Annotated in this window: 17 protein-coding genes; 12 read left to right on the forward strand and 5 right to left on the reverse strand. The window is 39.1% G+C overall.

Annotated elements, in window-relative coordinates; all coding sequences use genetic code 11:
* Positions 1–194: 194 nt before the first annotated feature.
* From P162_RS15165 to P162_RS15180, 4 genes are all read right to left on the reverse strand, one after another.
* Positions 195–686, reverse strand: coding sequence for a DUF4385 domain-containing protein (locus tag P162_RS15165; RefSeq protein WP_031428555.1), 492 nt, complete (start codon positions 684–686; stop codon positions 195–197).
* Between the two features lie 66 nt (positions 687–752).
* Positions 753–1,298 carry a hypothetical protein gene (locus P162_RS15170; protein WP_031428556.1) on the reverse strand — a complete coding sequence of 182 codons (546 nt, stop codon included), beginning with the start codon at positions 1,296–1,298 and terminating at the stop codon, positions 753–755.
* Positions 1,299–1,359: 61 nt separating this feature from the next.
* A complete protein-coding gene (locus P162_RS15175; protein WP_031428558.1) occupies positions 1,360–2,190 on the reverse strand; it encodes an SDR family oxidoreductase in 831 nt (276 codons plus the stop codon).
* 160 nt (positions 2,191–2,350) lie between these two features.
* Positions 2,351–3,367 (reverse strand): helix-turn-helix domain-containing protein, encoded by a 1,017-nt coding sequence (locus P162_RS15180; protein ID WP_031428560.1) that lies wholly within the window; start codon positions 3,365–3,367, stop codon positions 2,351–2,353.
* A gap of 408 nt (positions 3,368–3,775) precedes the next feature.
* Between P162_RS15180 and P162_RS15185 the strand changes: the two genes are divergently transcribed.
* The 5 genes from P162_RS15185 to P162_RS15205 are packed head-to-tail and all read left to right on the forward strand — an operon-like array spanning position 3,776 to position 9,229.
* Positions 3,776–5,071, forward strand: coding sequence for a glycosyltransferase family 2 protein (locus P162_RS15185; RefSeq protein ID WP_164076272.1), 1,296 nt, complete (start codon positions 3,776–3,778; stop codon positions 5,069–5,071).
* 2 nt (positions 5,072–5,073) lie between these two features.
* Positions 5,074–6,159, forward strand: coding sequence for a glycosyltransferase family 4 protein (locus P162_RS15190; protein WP_051907944.1), 1,086 nt, complete (start codon positions 5,074–5,076; stop codon positions 6,157–6,159).
* On the forward strand, positions 6,156–7,223 hold the full coding sequence (locus P162_RS15195; RefSeq protein ID WP_031428565.1) for a hypothetical protein: 1,068 nt from the start codon (positions 6,156–6,158) through the stop codon (positions 7,221–7,223). The genes P162_RS15190 and P162_RS15195 overlap by 4 nt, the downstream gene beginning before the upstream one ends.
* Positions 7,224–7,257: 34 nt before the next feature.
* On the forward strand, positions 7,258–8,046 hold the full coding sequence (locus P162_RS15200; protein WP_241077788.1) for a glycosyltransferase family 2 protein: 789 nt from the start codon (positions 7,258–7,260) through the stop codon (positions 8,044–8,046).
* Between the two features lie 19 nt (positions 8,047–8,065).
* Positions 8,066–9,229, forward strand: a complete 1,164-nt coding sequence (locus P162_RS15205; RefSeq protein WP_031428567.1) for a glycosyltransferase — start codon at positions 8,066–8,068, stop codon at positions 9,227–9,229.
* On the opposite strand, the gene P162_RS15210 is transcribed toward P162_RS15205, so the two are convergent.
* Positions 9,144–10,496: a PIG-L family deacetylase gene (locus P162_RS15210; protein ID WP_051907946.1), complete on the reverse strand. Its 1,353-nt coding sequence runs from the start codon at positions 10,494–10,496 to the stop codon at positions 9,144–9,146. The genes P162_RS15205 and P162_RS15210 overlap by 86 nt on opposite strands.
* Positions 10,497–10,643: 147 nt before the next feature.
* Between P162_RS15210 and P162_RS15215 the strand changes: the two genes are divergently transcribed.
* The 7 genes from P162_RS15215 (at position 10,644) to P162_RS15245 (ending at position 17,851) form a co-directional block, all read left to right on the forward strand.
* Positions 10,644–11,738: an acyl-CoA dehydrogenase family protein gene (locus P162_RS15215; RefSeq protein ID WP_031428569.1), complete on the forward strand. Its 1,095-nt coding sequence runs from the start codon at positions 10,644–10,646 to the stop codon at positions 11,736–11,738.
* Positions 11,739–12,737: 999 nt separating this feature from the next.
* A complete protein-coding gene (locus tag P162_RS15220; protein WP_031428570.1) occupies positions 12,738–13,823 on the forward strand; it encodes a DegT/DnrJ/EryC1/StrS family aminotransferase in 1,086 nt (361 codons plus the stop codon).
* Positions 13,820–14,530 (forward strand): WbqC family protein, encoded by a 711-nt coding sequence (locus P162_RS15225; protein ID WP_031428571.1) that lies wholly within the window; start codon positions 13,820–13,822, stop codon positions 14,528–14,530. Before P162_RS15220 ends, P162_RS15225 begins: the two co-directional genes overlap by 4 nt.
* Positions 14,531–14,542: 12 nt before the next feature.
* Positions 14,543–15,238, forward strand: coding sequence for an acetyltransferase (locus P162_RS15230; RefSeq protein WP_031428572.1), 696 nt, complete (start codon positions 14,543–14,545; stop codon positions 15,236–15,238).
* Positions 15,238–16,173 carry a hypothetical protein gene (locus P162_RS15235; RefSeq protein WP_031428573.1) on the forward strand — a complete coding sequence of 312 codons (936 nt, stop codon included), beginning with the start codon at positions 15,238–15,240 and terminating at the stop codon, positions 16,171–16,173. Before P162_RS15230 ends, P162_RS15235 begins: the two co-directional genes overlap by 1 nt.
* Positions 16,174–16,185: 12 nt before the next feature.
* Positions 16,186–16,872 carry a hypothetical protein gene (locus tag P162_RS15240; protein WP_051907948.1) on the forward strand — a complete coding sequence of 229 codons (687 nt, stop codon included), beginning with the start codon at positions 16,186–16,188 and terminating at the stop codon, positions 16,870–16,872.
* Positions 16,865–17,851, forward strand: a complete 987-nt coding sequence (locus P162_RS15245) for a glycosyltransferase family 2 protein (RefSeq protein WP_051907951.1) — start codon at positions 16,865–16,867, stop codon at positions 17,849–17,851. The genes P162_RS15240 and P162_RS15245 overlap by 8 nt, the downstream gene beginning before the upstream one ends.

Genomic DNA, 17,851 nt, shown 5'->3' on the forward strand with positions numbered 1-17,851 from the left:
ATAGTCGCTGTAGCGATTGCTTTTGTATCTGGAATTTTATATAATATTAATTTAGGTGAATTGCTCAAGCTAATCGCTTTGTGCGTTTTAGTAATCGCTCTTGTAGTCGCGTTTGTTCTATTATTTATAGATACCCGCTAATTTTTGTTTTAATATGGAACAACTCCTGTTTTAAGAAATTCTCACTATTGCGCTTACTTGAATTTAACTATGAAGCGTTCCTTCTGTCGCTTGTACTCTGGATGATTTCTGGCCTCGTCCCATTTTGCTTTGAATATTTTTGACGCTTTCTCTTTTTCGGGATCGCCGGTTCCACGTTCTTTTTCTTCTCTGCCGTGCGCACCGCTTTGACCCTTTTTATCATCGGGTACAGGACCTTCGTATTTCTTTCCGCCTTTATAATTGGCATAACGTTTAGCCCTTGTGTAACCCATTTGCAGAAACTTACGGGCCATGTCTGCACCCACAAAATCGTCATTGTTCAAATATTCCAAAAACAGATCAAAAATCTTTTTAGAAGATTCCTTTGCTATTTCTTCATTTTTAAACCTCCAAAAAGGCAAAATTTCTGATTTGTAGGGCTCTACTGTTAAAACACCTTGCTCTCCCCGGCCAATGGCATAAAGTTCTGGATGCTTCCGGAGATTCAGATCTTCATAATTCAATGAATAATCAAAGGTTTTCATATGGAGATATGCTGTAAAAGGTACAAATTAGATATTTGGGAGCATTTCAGAGAAATCATCTATAACTTATTCTTCATTATGCTCTTCTTCCGTTTTTTTAATCTCCTCTTCGGCAACCAGGTGATCTTCTTTCCCCAGACCAACCAATTTTATGATGCTGCTTACCGTACCATAAAGCATAAGTACGACAACTATAAGAGCAGCACTTAAAATACTGCTTATGATCAGGGTCAGGTAATAGATAATATCATACCAGTCTGCAGGGATGTTATCACTTTCGGTTACAGGAAAATTAAACAGTACAAAACAGATTAGGGAAGAAACAAAAACAGAAGTATCAAATTTTGCAATTTGCATAATATTTATATAGTGCCCTTCCCTCAAGGTTGAGGATGAATTGGAACTGAGCCCTAAAACAGTTAAAAGCAATGCCAGGATGCTGGCACTCGCAAGGACGATCGTATTGCACAGGGTATTGAGTCCGGTAATAGAGACTTTAATAAGCTGTTTAGCTTCATAGCCGCTCAAATGTCCCGTTATGAATGAACCAGCGCCTATAACGAGGAGGAATAAAATTCCGCCCACTATGGCGCGCTTTGTAAAGCTTGTCATTGGGTAATCTTTAAATTACTGGGAATTGGTTTTTTAATGCGTTTTGGGGCTAGTACAGAACTTATCCACCTATAACAGAACCGCCATTTATATGCAACACCTGACCCGTCATATAGGAAGAATCCTCACTGGCTAAATAGACATAAGCCGGGGCAACTTCACTGGGTTGACCACATCTGCCCAGCGGGGTATCCTCACCAAATGTTGTAACCATCTCATCATCCATGGTGGCAGGGATCAAAGGAGTCCATATAGGTCCCGGGGCCACAGCATTCACAAGTATATTCTTACTAGCCAGCTGTGCGGACATGGAACGTGTAAAAGAAGTTATAGCACCTTTAGTTGATGAATAATCCACAAGGTCTTTATGACCTCTATAGGAAGTAATGGATGTTGTATTTATTATGCGCCCCCCCTCTTTCATTAAAGGCAAAGCGTTCTTAGTCAGTAAGATCATACTAATGATATTCAGATCAAAAGTTTCCCTAACGTGCTCTTCTTTAATATCCTCCAAGGAGGAAACCGTATACTGGGTAGCGGCATTGTTGACAAGTATATCCAGGGTGGAATACTTGTTTTTAAATTCTTCTATAAGATCTTTACAAAATGTTATATCCCTGAGATCACCGGAGGTAAAACTGCATTTAACGCCCTCTGCTTCTACAAGCTTTTTGGTTTTTTCAGCATCCTCGTGCTCGCTTACATACGTGAACATAATATTGCATCCCTCCTTAGCAAAATGGACGGCTACAGCTCTTCCTATACCACTATCGCCTCCGGTAATCAAGGCGTTTTTATGGTTGAGTTTGCCACTTCCTCTATAATTTTCCCTGATAATAAGGGGTTTTTTCTTCATTTCGGACTCTTGTCCCGGTCTCTCCAAATTTTCCATAATACTTTTTTAAATCGAAATTTATCCTGTCGTTTAAATGGGGCAGTGCGAAATTATAAAGATAAAAAGGTAATGATTAACGGAAAAAAATCCATTTTTAATTAATAAAAATAAGGGCAGGCACTCCATATATTTTTGTCAACCCTAAAATTTGTGGATATTATTTAGAGCGCCTTTGCAACTTGACGTCAATAGGGGAAATATCGTATTTTTCTTTAAAAATCTTAGAAAAATGACTTCGGCTTGAGAAACCAATTTCCAGAACAACATCACTGATCTGGCTGTCTGTTTGACTCAGTAACCAGAATGCTTTTTCAAGACGCCTGTCAACAATATATTGATTTACCGTATTGCCGTAAAGCAATTTAAATCCTTCCTGTAATTTTGCCGGTGTCAAACCCGCCTCTTTGGCAAGATCATCCACACTGGATAAATTCATGAGATCCTCATTGATAAGGTTGGCAACATTATGTATGGCGGTAATTTCAGATTTTCTGAGTATTCTTCCGGAACCTTCATCGCGCAGGTCATCCTCATATTGCAAAAGCATAAAGGACAACATTTCTAGCGCTTTTGCTCCAATGAAATTAATGCGTACAAAATCACCATGGTCAAACTCATCGATTTGTTTTAATATAAGGGCCAGACGAAGGCTAAAATGGCTTTTATGATATAAGATTCGTGTGGCAAACACATCAAAGAATATCTCATAAAATATGGGTTTCATTTCATGGGTCTCTTTTGGAAGCTGGGAGGTAAATAACTTTCTGTCGATTTCAAGAAAGGTGATTGAGGTAAACTTATCCTTACCTATTGAATAGATATCGCCATAGGGATATTTATTGGCGATAATAGCACTATCAAACTCGTCAATTTCATGTATGATATCCTCATTGTCAAAACGATGAAGTAATATGTTTTTAAGACAATATACAAAGCGAAGCGGATGATGCTGATTTTCGCCATAAATAAGATTCAGGTTGTCCTTGAAGGTTGCATTTATACAGACAAATCCCACCCCATTGGGATAGTTCACCGCCGAGATAGTCCCAGAGCCAAATTCGCTGGGTATATGCAGATAATATTCTGTTTGAGCTACTTCATATTTACACTTAAATGCCTCTGAAAGTTGAACAAAAAGATACTCTAGTTTCCCCTCGTTTAATTTTATATCCATAATGTAAAATGAGAATAAAGCTCAAAGTTAAAAATAACTTGAAAATAACGGAGTGTAATAGGAGTTATTTGGGTGAAATGATCAATTTTGAGGTTTAAAAGCGGGGATTTTTACTTTACGTGATACTAAAATTTGTTTCTTAAATAACCTATTTTATTTCGCTAATTGCAAAATGAAAATAGCACCTATATCATGCTTTTAGTAGTGATCTTTACTATTATGATAATACCCTTTACCCAACTTTTAAATTTTTGCAAAACCTTACTGTTGAATGCTTTCAGTATCAATATTGGAAGTATTTTACATGTTTTTCAAAGTCTTTCGTCATTTTTGATGGCAATTATTTTATGCCTGACGGTTATTCTGGCAGTAGCCAGAATCATAATGAGTTCCTTAAGGGGGTTTCCAATGGATAAAATTGCACATACCAGCAAGACCTCAGAATATCCTTCAATCTCGATTCATATTCCATTTTGTAACGAGCCTTCTGAAATGGTTATTGATACAATAAAATCCTGTTTGGGACAGCAATATCCCAATTTTGAAATTATTGTCCTTTCTAATAATACTGAGGATATAAATCTTTGGAAACCGGTACGGGCATTCTGCAAAAACTATCCTGATCAAATACGATTTGAACATTATACGCATGTTGAAGGGTATAAGGGTGGTGCACTTGATATTTGTAGATCCCTTACGGGCAGTGCTGTTGAATATTTATTTACGGTTGATGCTGATTACATTTTACATCCATTTGCGTTGAGAAAGGCGGTGCGACATTTGAAATATACAGGGGCTCAATTGCTTCAGTTTCCACAAAATTATAGCAAGGAAAACCACACTGCCGGTAATGCGATGCATAAAGAACTGTACTCTTACTTTGAAATTTACTCTAAAATTGGGAACCTCACCTGTAATGCGCTTCCCACAGGAACGTTGTCCCTTATTGCACTTCATGCGCTGGATGCGGTAAAGGGATGGTCCGGCAGATCCATCACGGAAGATGCAGAACTGGGGGTTAAATTTTGGCAAAAAGGATTCAGAACCTGCTTTATTTCTGAAATATTAGGCAAAGGGAGGTTACCTAATTCCATTTCAGATTTATTAAAACAAAGAGCACGGTGGATTTTTGGTAATTCGCAGGCATTAAGGGGGTGCTTTGCAAAGGATTCTGGTTCGGCTTTTTCACGTCTCACCATTTTTCTGCAACTGACCGCATGGTCCAATTTGATGGCCCTTCCCTTAATTCTATTGCTTATGCAAGGGATTTTATGGGGGCTCATGATCAATACAACGATCTTACATACCGGATTTATTTTAGCATTGACCTCTTTGACCGTACATCTTCTATCTCAGTTTTTATTGCTGGGTATCGCGACTAATTTTTCTGGTAAGTATTGGTGGGGTGCGTTCCTCGCCCGTACCGCACTTCTAGATCTGGGATCTTTTCAATGGATTCCTGCTCTTTTTGGGGCAAAACGCCCTTTTGAATGTACAAATAAGTTCTCTAAAGATACCAGTTTTAGGGAGGTCCCTATGTTATTGCCGGGATTATTCTTAACGCTTACGATCCTTACAATGGAGCGGGGTCTGCATATCGTGTATGTTCTTATACCACTATTTTTATTATTTTCCATAGCTTCTGTTCATCTTTATTTTCAATTTAAGACGAGAGCCGCAGTTTTAAAAACCCAACTTAACTGATTATGAAAATAGCAATTTTAGCACACACTCTTTTTCCTATTTCTGAACCTTATGCGGGTGGAATGGAGATGATAACCCATTTACTTTCAAAAAAGTTAATGCAGCGGGGTCACGAAGTAGATTTGTATGCTGTCAAAGGATCAGATCCTGAACTGAATGTAGTAGCGTACGCATCTCTTGCTGATGTTAGTGCAGAAGAAACAGAACATGAGAATGCCAATGATTCAAGCCGGTTTGAATGCTATCAGCTCTCAGAGGCCTTACTGAAAATTGCGGTTGGAAATTATGACGTAGTTCATAACAATTCTCAGCACTATCTGCCAGTGCTTCTGGGTGAAAAAATGGCTATTCCATTTATAACCACGTTACATATTCCGGCATTTGAATTTTTGCAATATGCCTTCAAATATCTAGGGGAGGACACTAGACAAGTCTTTACGGCAGTTAGTTCCCATTTAAAAGGTGTTTACAAAGATCTGGGAATTACTTCACGTACAATCTATAACGGTATTGATCTTTCTGTGTGGAAATTTAAGGAGGAAATGCCAAAAAAGACATTGTTATGGTTTGGGAGAATTTGTCCGGAAAAAGGCACACATCAGGCCATTGCAATAGCAAAAAGACTCAATATTGAACTGATTTTGGCAGGTCCTATCAGCAACCCTGATTATTATACTCGTGAGGTTGAGCCTTATATTGATCAAAATAGGGTTACGTATGCAGGGCATTTAGATCATGAGGAACTTAATACTCTTATAGGTAAATGCAGTGCGACACTTTTTCTTTCCACCTGGGAAGAACCCTATGGTCTTGCCATTGCAGAATCTTTAGCCTGCGGCACTCCGGTGGTTGCCTGGAATAAAGGAGCAGCTCCAGAAATACTTACTGAAAAATGTGGTGTTTTAGTCAGGGAAAATGACTTTGAAGAACTTGCCCAGGCCATTCATTATGCTTTTACCCTGAAGAGAGCTGATTGCAGGGAGCGGGCAGAAAATTTTTGTTCCATAGATTCCATGGTAAGCAACTTTGAAACATTATATGAAGAACTTCTAGTTGCCAGTCCTAAGGGTAAAATGATGCTCGTATGATAGCTTATTATGCGCATCAACACGGTTCAGGGCATTCCAATTGCGCCCAAATCCTTGCGAATTCAGATCCTGAAAACGTATTGGTTTTAACCAGTTATCCTTTTGTTTTTTCAAGGGGTACGCAGGTTTATTTCCTGCCCAGTGAAGATCCCGATGGAAGCGGGGCGCCGTCAGGCAGTTATGATACTCCAGATTATTTGCACTATTCGCCTGTAGGCCAGACTAGTATTCAGAAAAGGAGCGCCACACTTTTGAACGTATGTTTAGCTAACAGTGTGGAATTATTAATTGTTGACGTAAGTGTAGAAATAGCTGCCCTCTGCAGGGCAGCTTCTATCCCTTATGCCTATGTGCGACTTTTGGGTAAACGTTCTGACACTGCACATCTTCAAGCTTTTCGCGGTGCTGTCGTTCTTCTAGCGTATTATCCTATGGCACTTGAACCCGAAGATACCCCTCTGTGGATCAGGGAAAAAACAATTTATCTGGGGTTTTTAAGTCGTTTTGAACAAAAAACGCAGTATATAAAGCCAAAAGAAATTAAAAACATTGTAGTGCTTTCCGGTAAAGGTGGAAATGATAAACTACTTAGTTTGTACCCTTTCATCAAAAACCGTTTTAAGGAGTCAAGACTTCATTTCTTCAATGGATGTGAAGTTGTACATGTAGAAGGGAATAGTACCTACCATCCCCATACTTCGGAAATTGAAGACTGGATAAACAATGCAGATGCGGTAATAACAAGTTGTGGGCTAAACACGATTTCAGAGCTTTTATATTTGAAAAAAACAATTTTAAGTGTTGCCGAAGAGCGACCTTATGATGAGCAAATAATTTTTCAGGAACAATTAGAAGCACGTGGGTTAGTGTGTTCACTGGAGTGGGCACTGGATAAGAGCGATATTGATATTTTGGGATCAACGGTTGATCCTTCAGCATACTTAAACAATAATCTGCTTACGGCTTTTTTAAAGTTGGCAGATGATAAATCCCATATTTGGGATTTAAAACAAATAGAAAGATTTAACCATAATGGAATTTTCACTTATAGTACCTGTTCATAATAGGGAAAAGCATTTAATAAATTTACTTAAGGGAGTGCGTAACGCTACTATGCAACCTTCTGAAATTCTCATAATAAATATGGGCAGTTCATTAAACCTTACCGGTTTTGATTCATTGCCAATACAAATTCTGCAGTCACCTATTTCTAAATCTGGCTATCTGCCGTTAGCAAGAGCGAGAAATCAGGGAGCTGAAGCTGCCAAATATGAAACCTTATTTTTTCTGGATGTTGATTGCATTCCATCAGCGTCCTATTTTGACATGATGAATGGACATCTTGAGGCTAACACAGGTTTGATCATGGGAACTCCTAAATATTTAATGCAGCCGGTACAAGATGGGTTCAATGAGAAATCCCTAAATGATTCTTCTATTAATCACCCATACCGCCCAGTGGTAGAAGGTTGTGCGTTAAGTACAGATCCTGGTCTTTTCTGGAGCCTTTGCTTTGCCATAAGAAAATCTTTATTTAATGAAATAGGTGGTTTTGATGAGAAGTATAGTGGTTATGGGGCAGAGGACACTGATCTTTCCTTTTCCATAAGGGACAAAGAATACGATTTCTTTATATCTGATGCCATTGTTTATCATCAACAGCATGCCGTTCATTCTCCACCTTTTGATAAATTTGATCAAATCGTGGAGAATAGCAAAGTTTTTTATAAAAAATGGGGAATTTGGCCCATGGGTCACTGGTTACAATCTTTCAGTGAATACAATTTAATTGACTGGGCGCCACATTATAAAAAAATAGATGTACTGAAAGCACCATCTGACGAACATATAAAATCTTCTTATAAACCAAAGGCGCCCTTTGTATAAGTGCTTTTAGCGCATCCCTATGTATAAATACAGAAAGAATATCCTGCCACCGCCACATGATACACTACAAGTGTGCGTGACTATACCTGCGAAAAACGAGGAGCAGCATATAGGGCGGGCACTTCATGCTCTTTCTCTTCAATACGGTGTCAAAAACGCAAGTTTTGAGGTTATTGTTTTGATAAACCATAGTTGGGATGGTACGCTTAGGATCTGTAAGGAATTTCAGGATAATCACCCTGATTTTAATATGCATATTGTGGTTACCTATTCCCCCGCTGTTATAAATGTGGGTTCTGCACGCAGGGAACTTATGGATATGGCGTACAAGCGATTGCCTTGCGCAAATGGCTTTGTAGCAATGACCGATGCTGATAGTGCGGTAGGCAGACAATGGATCAAAAACCTTCTGAAATATTCTAAAACAAGTATTGATCTTGTTTGTGGTCCTCTGGTTATAGACAGTAGCGGTTTGAAAGGACATACTAGAAAACTTTATACTGCCAAGCAGCAGTACCTTTTGCTGCGCTCAAGGCTTGAATCTGTAATTTTGCCTGATCATTTTGACCCGTGGCCCAGACATGCTTTTTCCTGTGGGCCCAATATGGCAATAAAGAAAGTGGCTTATAAAAAAATTGGTGGAATGCCACCACTTGATTTTCTTGAAGACGCTGCTTTATATGATAAGGTTATTCAACAAGGTTTAGAAGTACGACACTGCCCTGATATGCCCGTTAAGACCTCGGCTAGACTGGATTCCAGGACGGAAAGAGGGTTTGGGGACGAACTTAAATACTGGACAACCAGCGGAATGGAATTTAAATATACCGTAGAGGGACTGGATAAATTAATTGCGCGTTTGCAGGCATTTAAAATGCTTCAAAACGCTTATAAAACGGGCAATAAACAGTGTTTTTCTGAACTTTCTACATTATTTAAACTTCCACTGCTGGTGTTACAAAGTCTTTATACCGCAAATAATAATGCCCGGGCAATGGGCAGTTCACTTGTTCATATTCTGGAAAATCATAAACCATGGATGGAGATCCATCCCAATAGAGACGTGTTTGATGCCGTTGAAGAAATAGAAATTTATTTTAAGAAAGGGATTGGGGAGCATCACCGGTCTTTTTCCAAAGCATTAGTTCATACGCAGCATGAACCACTGATTGCTCAAGTTTAAATTGCTCTGCCACATGCGACATTTTAAATTTTTCATGAACTTCTTTACCTGAAAGAGGATACTCTGACACATAGGAAGTCCAGTGCACCAGGAGTATATGACCATTAGTATTTAAATGTTGTGAGCAATTTTCAAAAAGACCGTTGAGGTCTGCGTTGCTCAAATAATATCCTACCTCAGAAATCAGGATCAAGTCAAAAGTATTCTGGGGAAAGTTCTTTGAAACATCCATTTTAACAAAATCTATATTTCCCAATGGGGCGCAGCGTTTTTTTGCTGTTTCCAGGGGAAATTCACTGATATCCACGCTCATGAGATGATCGCATTTTAGCGCAAGTTGTTCGCTCAGTACGCCTATGGAACATCCCAACTCCAGAATGTTATGATAAAACGGTTTTAGAACTTTAAGGGTTTCTTCATATTTTGATTTTTCATAAAAGCTTTTGGTAAAATTCCATGGATCGTCACTTGTTTGATAAAGCGTATCAAAGTAATCTTGTGAAAGCGTTTCGGAAGCAGTTTTTTTTCGGAAGAAATAGTATTCCAAAGTTCCCATAAAGGGTTTGAGAAGCTTTTCCGTTAATATAAAACCATCGGCATCATCGTCAATCAACCGTGTAGTTTGCGTAACATGAGCAGCGATGGCCAGGTGCTTAGCCTCAAGGACGGTAGTAATATCCAGCCTGAAAAAGTTATAGCTATCCCTAACCGGAATTTCGTCCTGTTTCCCATTCTCCCAGAGCCATATGGGATATTCAATGATCGTAAGCTTTAGATCGTGTGAAGCTGCGAGATCCTGACAAATTTTCCAGGCTGCCCGGTGATCACTATGTGCATCATGTTCATATGGAATGACCAGCGTTTGAATATTTTGTGCTGAAAGTAGACTTTTTAAAAGCTCTAGTACCCGGTCGTATTCTTCTGAAGAAATTGCGTCAAGACCTCCGTCAGGCTGATTTAAAAAGTATAGTGTTGATTCATCCATTCCTAAAAACCGGGCTGCGGCAATGGCCTCTTTTTTCCGCATGACGGCAACCTGCTGAGGTGGATATTTTTTGGAATTGGGATGGGAAGCAGCGCCGTTCGTAACAAAAGCGATACAGACTTTTATGGATTGTTCCCTCAATAGTGCGATAAGCCCGCCGCAGCCCAACGTTTCATCATCTGGATGTGGCGCAATGACTAAGGTATTGCCTAAATCATTTCCTATACCTGAAAGATTGAGTAATGGTGCCTGAGCAATAAATTCCGGGACTTGAATGGCCATAATAAACTTGGATTATAATGTAAAATACTGTTTAAAGAACAGCAATATTGATCGATTTGAGAATCTTTTTGAGCGTATTAAAATCAACAGGGTGAAAAGGCTTTTATTAAAGCCCAATAAATTTAAAACGAAAACAAAAAAATAAGAATGTATATAACAAAGAAAATCGCCGCAGAAATTGAAGCTGCAGCACCTATAGAAGGTAAATTTCCGAAAGAGCAGCTGGAAATATTGGGTAAATGCGGACTCATGAAAGCTATTATTCCTGAAGAATATGGAGGTGAGGGGATAGGTATGCTTAAAAATACAGCCGCTTTTTTGAATATTCTCAAGGTGATTGGAACGCTGGATCTCTCACTGGGACGTATTTTTGAAGGTCATTTTAATACCCTTTTTATAATCGCTCTTTATGGATCTGAAGAGAGCAAGCAGTACTATTTTGATAAAGCGCTAAAGAGCGAATTTTTTGGGGTATGGAACACTGATCAGTTCAATGATCCGGTTCGTATGGAAAACAAAGGGAATTTTCATGCCTTAAAAGGTAAAAAAATATTCTGCTCTGGTGGAAGGTCTATTCAAAACGCACTCATAAGTACATTCAATGGGGGAGTTCCTCAATTACTGGTTGTTCACCTGGATGATTTGGATGCAGGAGCAGAAGATACTTCAAGTTGGAATCCTATGGGCATGTGCAGTTCTGTAAGCACAACAATAAACTTTGATGGCTATACGCTTGAAAACATACAATTAATAGGCAATCCAGGGGATTATTTTAAAGAGCCTTATTTCAATACGGGTTCCGTGCGGTTCGCCTCGGTACAGTTGGGCGGAGCCTTTTCAATGGCCTCCAGTGCAATTTCCCATTTGACATCCCTGGGGCGTCACAACGATACCATACAAAAAGCCCGAATCGCTCAAATTGCGATAGCACTTGAAAGTGGGGATCAATGGATTCAAAAAACCGGGGAAATCATAGATAATAAAGAACTTGAAGATAATTTCAAGATCCATCAGGCCAACATGCTTCGGTGCGCCATTCTTGAAATCTGCACGGAGGTCATGCACTTAGCGGAAAGGGCCGTAGGATTACAAGGTTTTATGCGATCCCATAAAATGGAAAAACTACACAGGGATCTTTCGGTTTATTTAAAGCAACCTGGTCCGGATGCCGCGCTTCAGCGTGTAGGGGAGTGGGTTTTCAATGAAGATTTAAAATATTTGTCTCCTGAGGAAACGGTATAATCTGAAAAAGGCAATATATAATAGCAGGTTATCCTGGTAATTTCATTTAGGGGGCACAAGATAACGAGGAAAAATCACCGATTTTCCGCTTAAAATCGACATTTAGAACGTTGAAAAAGCTTGATTTTAACAGTTTTCTGGGACCAATATCTTTTTTGTTTCAGTTTAATTCTAAATAAATATTCAGGATTTAAGGGCTTTTAATAAAACCAGAGAAATCCATTTCAAAATTACGACTTCTTTCTGTCCGACAGGTAAAAAGAGAATCTGTTGAAAAAGTTATATTTGGTATTTAGTAAAGACTTTTTTTTGATATCTTATAAGACGCCGCGTTTACATGAATTTTGTCTCCTATTAATTTCAATTTTGCGCTTAATTCCTTTAAATCGCTTTCTTGAAGTTTGTTTTTTTTTGCTATTGAGCTCTATTTTAGAGATTGTAGTCAGGAGCTATAGAATCAGTGGTCAGGAAAAACCCACGGGAGTCATGCTGTCCGTCGCATTTGAACTTTTGCCATAGGTTAAACTCCTGGCCTTGTTATTATTAGTGTTTTACGGGATCAGTATTGAAATGAAATTAGAATAGCTTTTTACATTGTTAATGTTGCAGAACTGCTGCTGCTTTGCAAAATGTATAGGGGCCAGTTGAGTTACAGGTTTGTTGTTCAGGTCTTGCGTCAAAGCATTAGTAGCGCGGTTTTATTAGATATATTCTTCCGGGCCTGCTTTATAAGGATTGTCATAAAGATTTCATTACAGTATTTCCGGGACATTATGTAAACCTATTTTGATCAATTCTCAAATAAGCAAAAGTATGTGGTAAAGCTCTTATTTTAATTTATTTAGTTAAACTTAAATACTTAGGGTAATGGAAAATTGTCTGAATTTCTATATTTTTCAAGCTCAGATGTAGCGCTTTTTATAAAGAGAAGGGATCTGGACCATTAAAAAGTAAATGATCAATATGAGTTATAGTTATCCAACTTGCTATACTATCTAAATGAATGAAATTTACGTTACTAAAACCTATTTACCTGAAAGAGAAAAATACGATGAGATTCTCGATAAAATCTGGCAAACCAATTATGTTACTAACCATGGACCCTACGGGGAAAAGCTAGAAAGTGCCCTCTCAAATTATTTAGATTGCCCACATGTGCACTGGCTTTCTAATGGCACCGTTGCACTGCAGCTCGCTATACACTGTCTCAATTTAAAAGGCGAAATACTTACAACCCCCTTTACTTATGTGGCAACGGCAAATAGCATTATGTGGGAAAAATGCACTCCTGTGTTTGTAGATATTGATCCGCATACTTTTGCAATAGATCATAAAGAATTAAAGAAACATATTACTTCCCGTACTTCGGCGATACTGGCGGTGCATATTTACGGGTATCCTGCCCCGGTAAAAGAACTTCAAGAATTTTCTGATGAACATAACTTAAAACTTATCTACGATGGCGCACACGCCTTTGGCAGTTTCTACACAGGTAAGTCGCTTGCTAACTTTGGCGATATTACCACGCTGAGTTTTCACGCTACAAAAGTTTTTCACACGATAGAGGGCGGCGCAGTCGTCACAAATATCGAAGAACTTTCAGAATGTCTCAGTTTAGGCGCTACGCACGGCCACCGTTATGAAGAGTATATTCAAGAAGGAATCAATGCAAAAAATTCTGAATTGCATGCTGGTATTGGTCTTCTGAATTTAAAAAACTTCCAACACATCGTAAATGGAAGAAAAAAGGTTTTTGAACATTATTTATCCCATCTCAATGCTACGGTACTTTATATTTTAAAGCCAGATTATTTTGAAGATTTTACCTATAATTATGCCTATTTCCCGGTAGTTTTCCCATCGGAAATGATACTGCTGCAGGCAGAAAAATCTTTAAATAAGGAGAATATATTTCCCAGGCGCTATTTTTATCCTGCCCTCAATACGCTTCCCTATCTCAATACATCTTCCTGTCCCGTGGCCGAAGATATCTCCAAACGAATTCTTTGCTTACCGCTCTATCATGATTTGCCCCTGGCAGATGTTGATCGTATTTCGATCATTTTGAAAAAGAATTTGCCATGAAGATAGCGGTTATGCAACCTTACATTTTCCCCTATGTTGGCTATTTCCAACTCATACAGGCGGTGGACACATTTGTTTTCTTTGATGACGTACAATTTAAAAGGCGCAGTTATATTACGCGCAATTCCATATTGATAAATGATAAGGCCAATACCTTTTCCATACCGGTACAAAAAGCAAATCGAGATGCAAACATCAATGAAATAGCACTTCATGAAGAAACATTCAATAGCTGGGCAGAAAAGTTTTTGAAGTCTTTGCACCACGCTTATGCCAAAGCCCCTTACTTTGAGTCTGTTTTTAAGCTCATTCAGGGGGTTTTTAAAGAAGGTTCGGCAGATATTGCCAGTCTTACCAAGCGCTCCATTCAGAAAACCTGTCAATACCTCAATCTTAAAACGGAATTTAAAAGCAGTGCCTCCATACCCTATGAAAAATCTGGGGATGGCCAGGATAAAATACTATCCATCTGTGGTTTTTTAGAGGCCAATACCTATATAAATGCCATAAACGGAAGGGATTTATATAATTCAGAGGCATTTGAGAAAAAAGGGACAAATTTGTTATTTTTAGAACCAAATGTGGCAAAATATGAACAGTTCTCGGCAAATTTTACTTCACATTTATCTATTATAGATATGATGATGTTTCTGTCACCTCAGGAAATCGCAGCGCATTTAAAACAATACCAACTTATAACCGATTAAAGTAATCTATTCATGCATGAACAACAATCCAAAAAAATAGTAGTCTTTGGCGAAAGCCAGTTGGCAAGCCTCGCCCATTTTTATTTTAAGCATGACAGTCCGCATGAGGTGGTCGCGTTTACCGTAGACGGGGATTACAGAACCGGGGAAACGTTTGAAGACTTACCTTTGGTTGATTTTGAAAACGTACATAATCTTTATCCACCTTCAGAATTTGCTATGTTTTTGCCTATAAGTTTTAAGCGTATGAATTACCTGCGCAGGGAAAAATTTGAAAAGGCAAAAGAAATGGGTTACAGTTGTATCAGCTATGTCAGCTCAAAAGCGACTACCTGGCCCGGACTCGATATTGGCGAGAATTGTTTCATATTTGAGGATAATACTATTCAGCCCTTTACAAAAATTGGCGATAATTGTATTCTCTGGAGCGGTAATCATATAGGCCATCATACCCAGATAGGTAACCATGTTTTCATTACCAGTCATGTGGTCATTAGTGGTGCGTGTACCATAAAAGATCATACTTTTTTTGGGGTGAACGCTACCGTGCGGGATGAAACGATCATAGCAGAAGGTACGTTAGTCGCCATGGGCGCGAATATCATTAAAGATACCGAAGCCCACGGAATATATATGGGCGCGAAAGCGACCAAACATGACAAAAAAAGTATTGATTTAGACAGTCTTTCACATAAAAGCGGCGGGTAATGGGATGGAATAAAAAAGGATGTATTTTCAAGATCGAAGACTATGATATCCCGTGGGCAAAAACACATGCCTGTGTACCCACTGCGCACCTTTTAGATAAGGAAACCATTCGTATTTACTACGCGCCACGGAATGAAAAAGGGCAAAGTATACCCACATTTTTTGATGTTTCGGCAACAGATCCCCGGGAGGTGAAATATGTGCATAAGGAACCTATTATGCACCTGGGTGACTTGGGAACTTTTGATGATGGGGGGATCATGCCTTGTTGTACGTTAAAGGTAGGTGGAAAGATATATCTGTATTATGTGGGGTGGAATCCCAGTGCTTCTGTACCTTATCGCAATGCCATAGGTCTGGCGATTAGTGATGATAATGGGATGACTTTTCGTCGGCCATTTCCCGGGGCGCTAGTGGATCGCAACAGGACGGAACCTTATTTTACCGCTTCGCCCTGGATTATGCGTGAGTCTGCCGAAAACTGGCACATGTGGTATGCCAGCAGTACCGGCTTTGTCACCATAAATGGAAAGGTGGAACCCATCTATATTATCAAATATGCGCATTCTAAAAATGGGGTGGACTGGCAGCGGGACAATATAACCTGTATTACGCCAGAAAGCGCTGAAGAGGCAAATGCACGTGCCACTGTATTCAAAGAAAATGGAATATACCACATGTGGTACGCTTACCGTGGCAGTCGTGATTTTAGAGATGGAGCGGGTGCTTATCGTCTGGGCTATGCGCAATCCAATGACGCCATAAACTGGGAGCGAAGGGATGAGAATGCGGGTATAAAATACAGCAAAACGGGTTGGGACAGCACTATGCAAACCTACCCGTGTATCCTAAATACGGGTAGTTCACGCTATCTTTTCTATAACGGAAATGGTTTTGGCGCAGCTGGAATCGGTTTTGCCGTTTGGGAAGACTAAAATTGAGATGAAATGACAAATAACCAACGTACGACACCTGATATAAAAATTATAGATTTTGACAAAGAGGAATTTCCTTTTCATAAGATCATTGCAGATTATATTGATACTACAGCATTAGATTCCCTTAGTAGCGCTAATATGACACCGGAAGGGACTAATTCTTATTACAAGAATATGGAGCAACATCCCATCTTCAAGAAAATGTATCAGAAGTTGGGCGGCGATGAAGGTCAATGGTTTTATAAACTTTACCAGCGATTTATAGTAGAGGTCATCCGGCCGCATTACAACGAGGCCATTTATTATCAACGTAAACCTTCCCATAGAATTTTATTTAAGGACATAAAAGGGGAGGCGCGCTTTCATAAGGATAGCGATTATGGGCATAGCAGTGATGAGGTCAATTACTGGTTACCGCAGACAGAGGCATTTGAAACAAATTCCATCTGGATTGAGCAACATTTGGAAAAGGGGGATTATGAACCCGTTTCCCTGAAAGTAGGGCAGTGTCTTCAATTCAACGGGGCCAATTTTAGACATGGTGCGTTTCGCAATTCCACCGGAAAAACCCGTGTTTCTTTTGATTTCCGAATAATTCCTGCCACAAAAATGAAAACGGAAGCACTCAACGATGCAAACGAAGCTGGAGATAATCCCGTAATGTCAAACGCTCATAAATTTGTTCTCTGTGAATAAATCTACCAATAATTCCACATTGAGCGCAAAGCCGCTGGTAAGCATCTCTATAATTACCTACAACCATAAGGATTTTATTGTAGATGCAATAGAAAGCGTACTCATGCAAGAGGTGAATTTTGAGTATGAGATTATCATTGGCGACGATTTTTCAAACGACGGTACTCAGGATATTTTGAAGGATTATGAACAAAGATATCCCGATAAAATTCAGTTGATCCTTCATCCCCGTGATTATGACTGCATTCCCGGAAGAATAAATAACATCACAAATCTTTACGCATGCAGAGGGAAATATATCGCCATGTTAGATGGTGATGATTCCTGGCTGAGCACTGATAAGTTACAGAAACAAGTCAATTTCCTTGAAGAAAATGAAGATTTTGCCGTAAGTTTTCATGATATGATGCTCTACTATCAAAATGGAACTATAGTGAAGCATAGCAGTAAAATCGCGCACTATGATCAGGGGAAAACCGTTTTTACGTATAAGGACGTACTTTCCGGCTGGTTTATTCAAACGAGTTCACTCCTGTTTAGAAATCATCGTATAGGGGAGTTTCCAGATTGGTTTTGGGAAATCTATAGTGCCGATTATGCCATACAACTACTGGCTGCACGCCATGGTAAATTGAAATACTTTCCAGATCTTTTTGCAAAGCGCAACTACCATCCACAAAGTTTTACCGCTACCCAAAATACGACCCAGACGCATTTGCAAAGGAGAAAAAAAGAATTGATATTTTTTGAAAAGTATTTTCCGGGATATAAAGCGTATCAGGATTACGGTCAGGGCAAGAACCGGCTCAAAGATGCATTAAGAAATTTAAAAGAAAAACAACTATCCCATTTCCCAGGCAACTTAACCGGAAGTTTAGTTCATTTGGGCAAGTTCGTTTTTAACAAAGATTTTTCGATTTTAGAAAAAGTGGAGATTATTGACGTTGATTTTATTAAAAAATGGAAGAAAAAATCTTAA

The organism is Flavimarina sp. Hel_I_48, from assembly GCF_000733945.1.
GTDB lineage: Bacteria > Bacteroidota > Bacteroidia > Flavobacteriales > Flavobacteriaceae > Leeuwenhoekiella.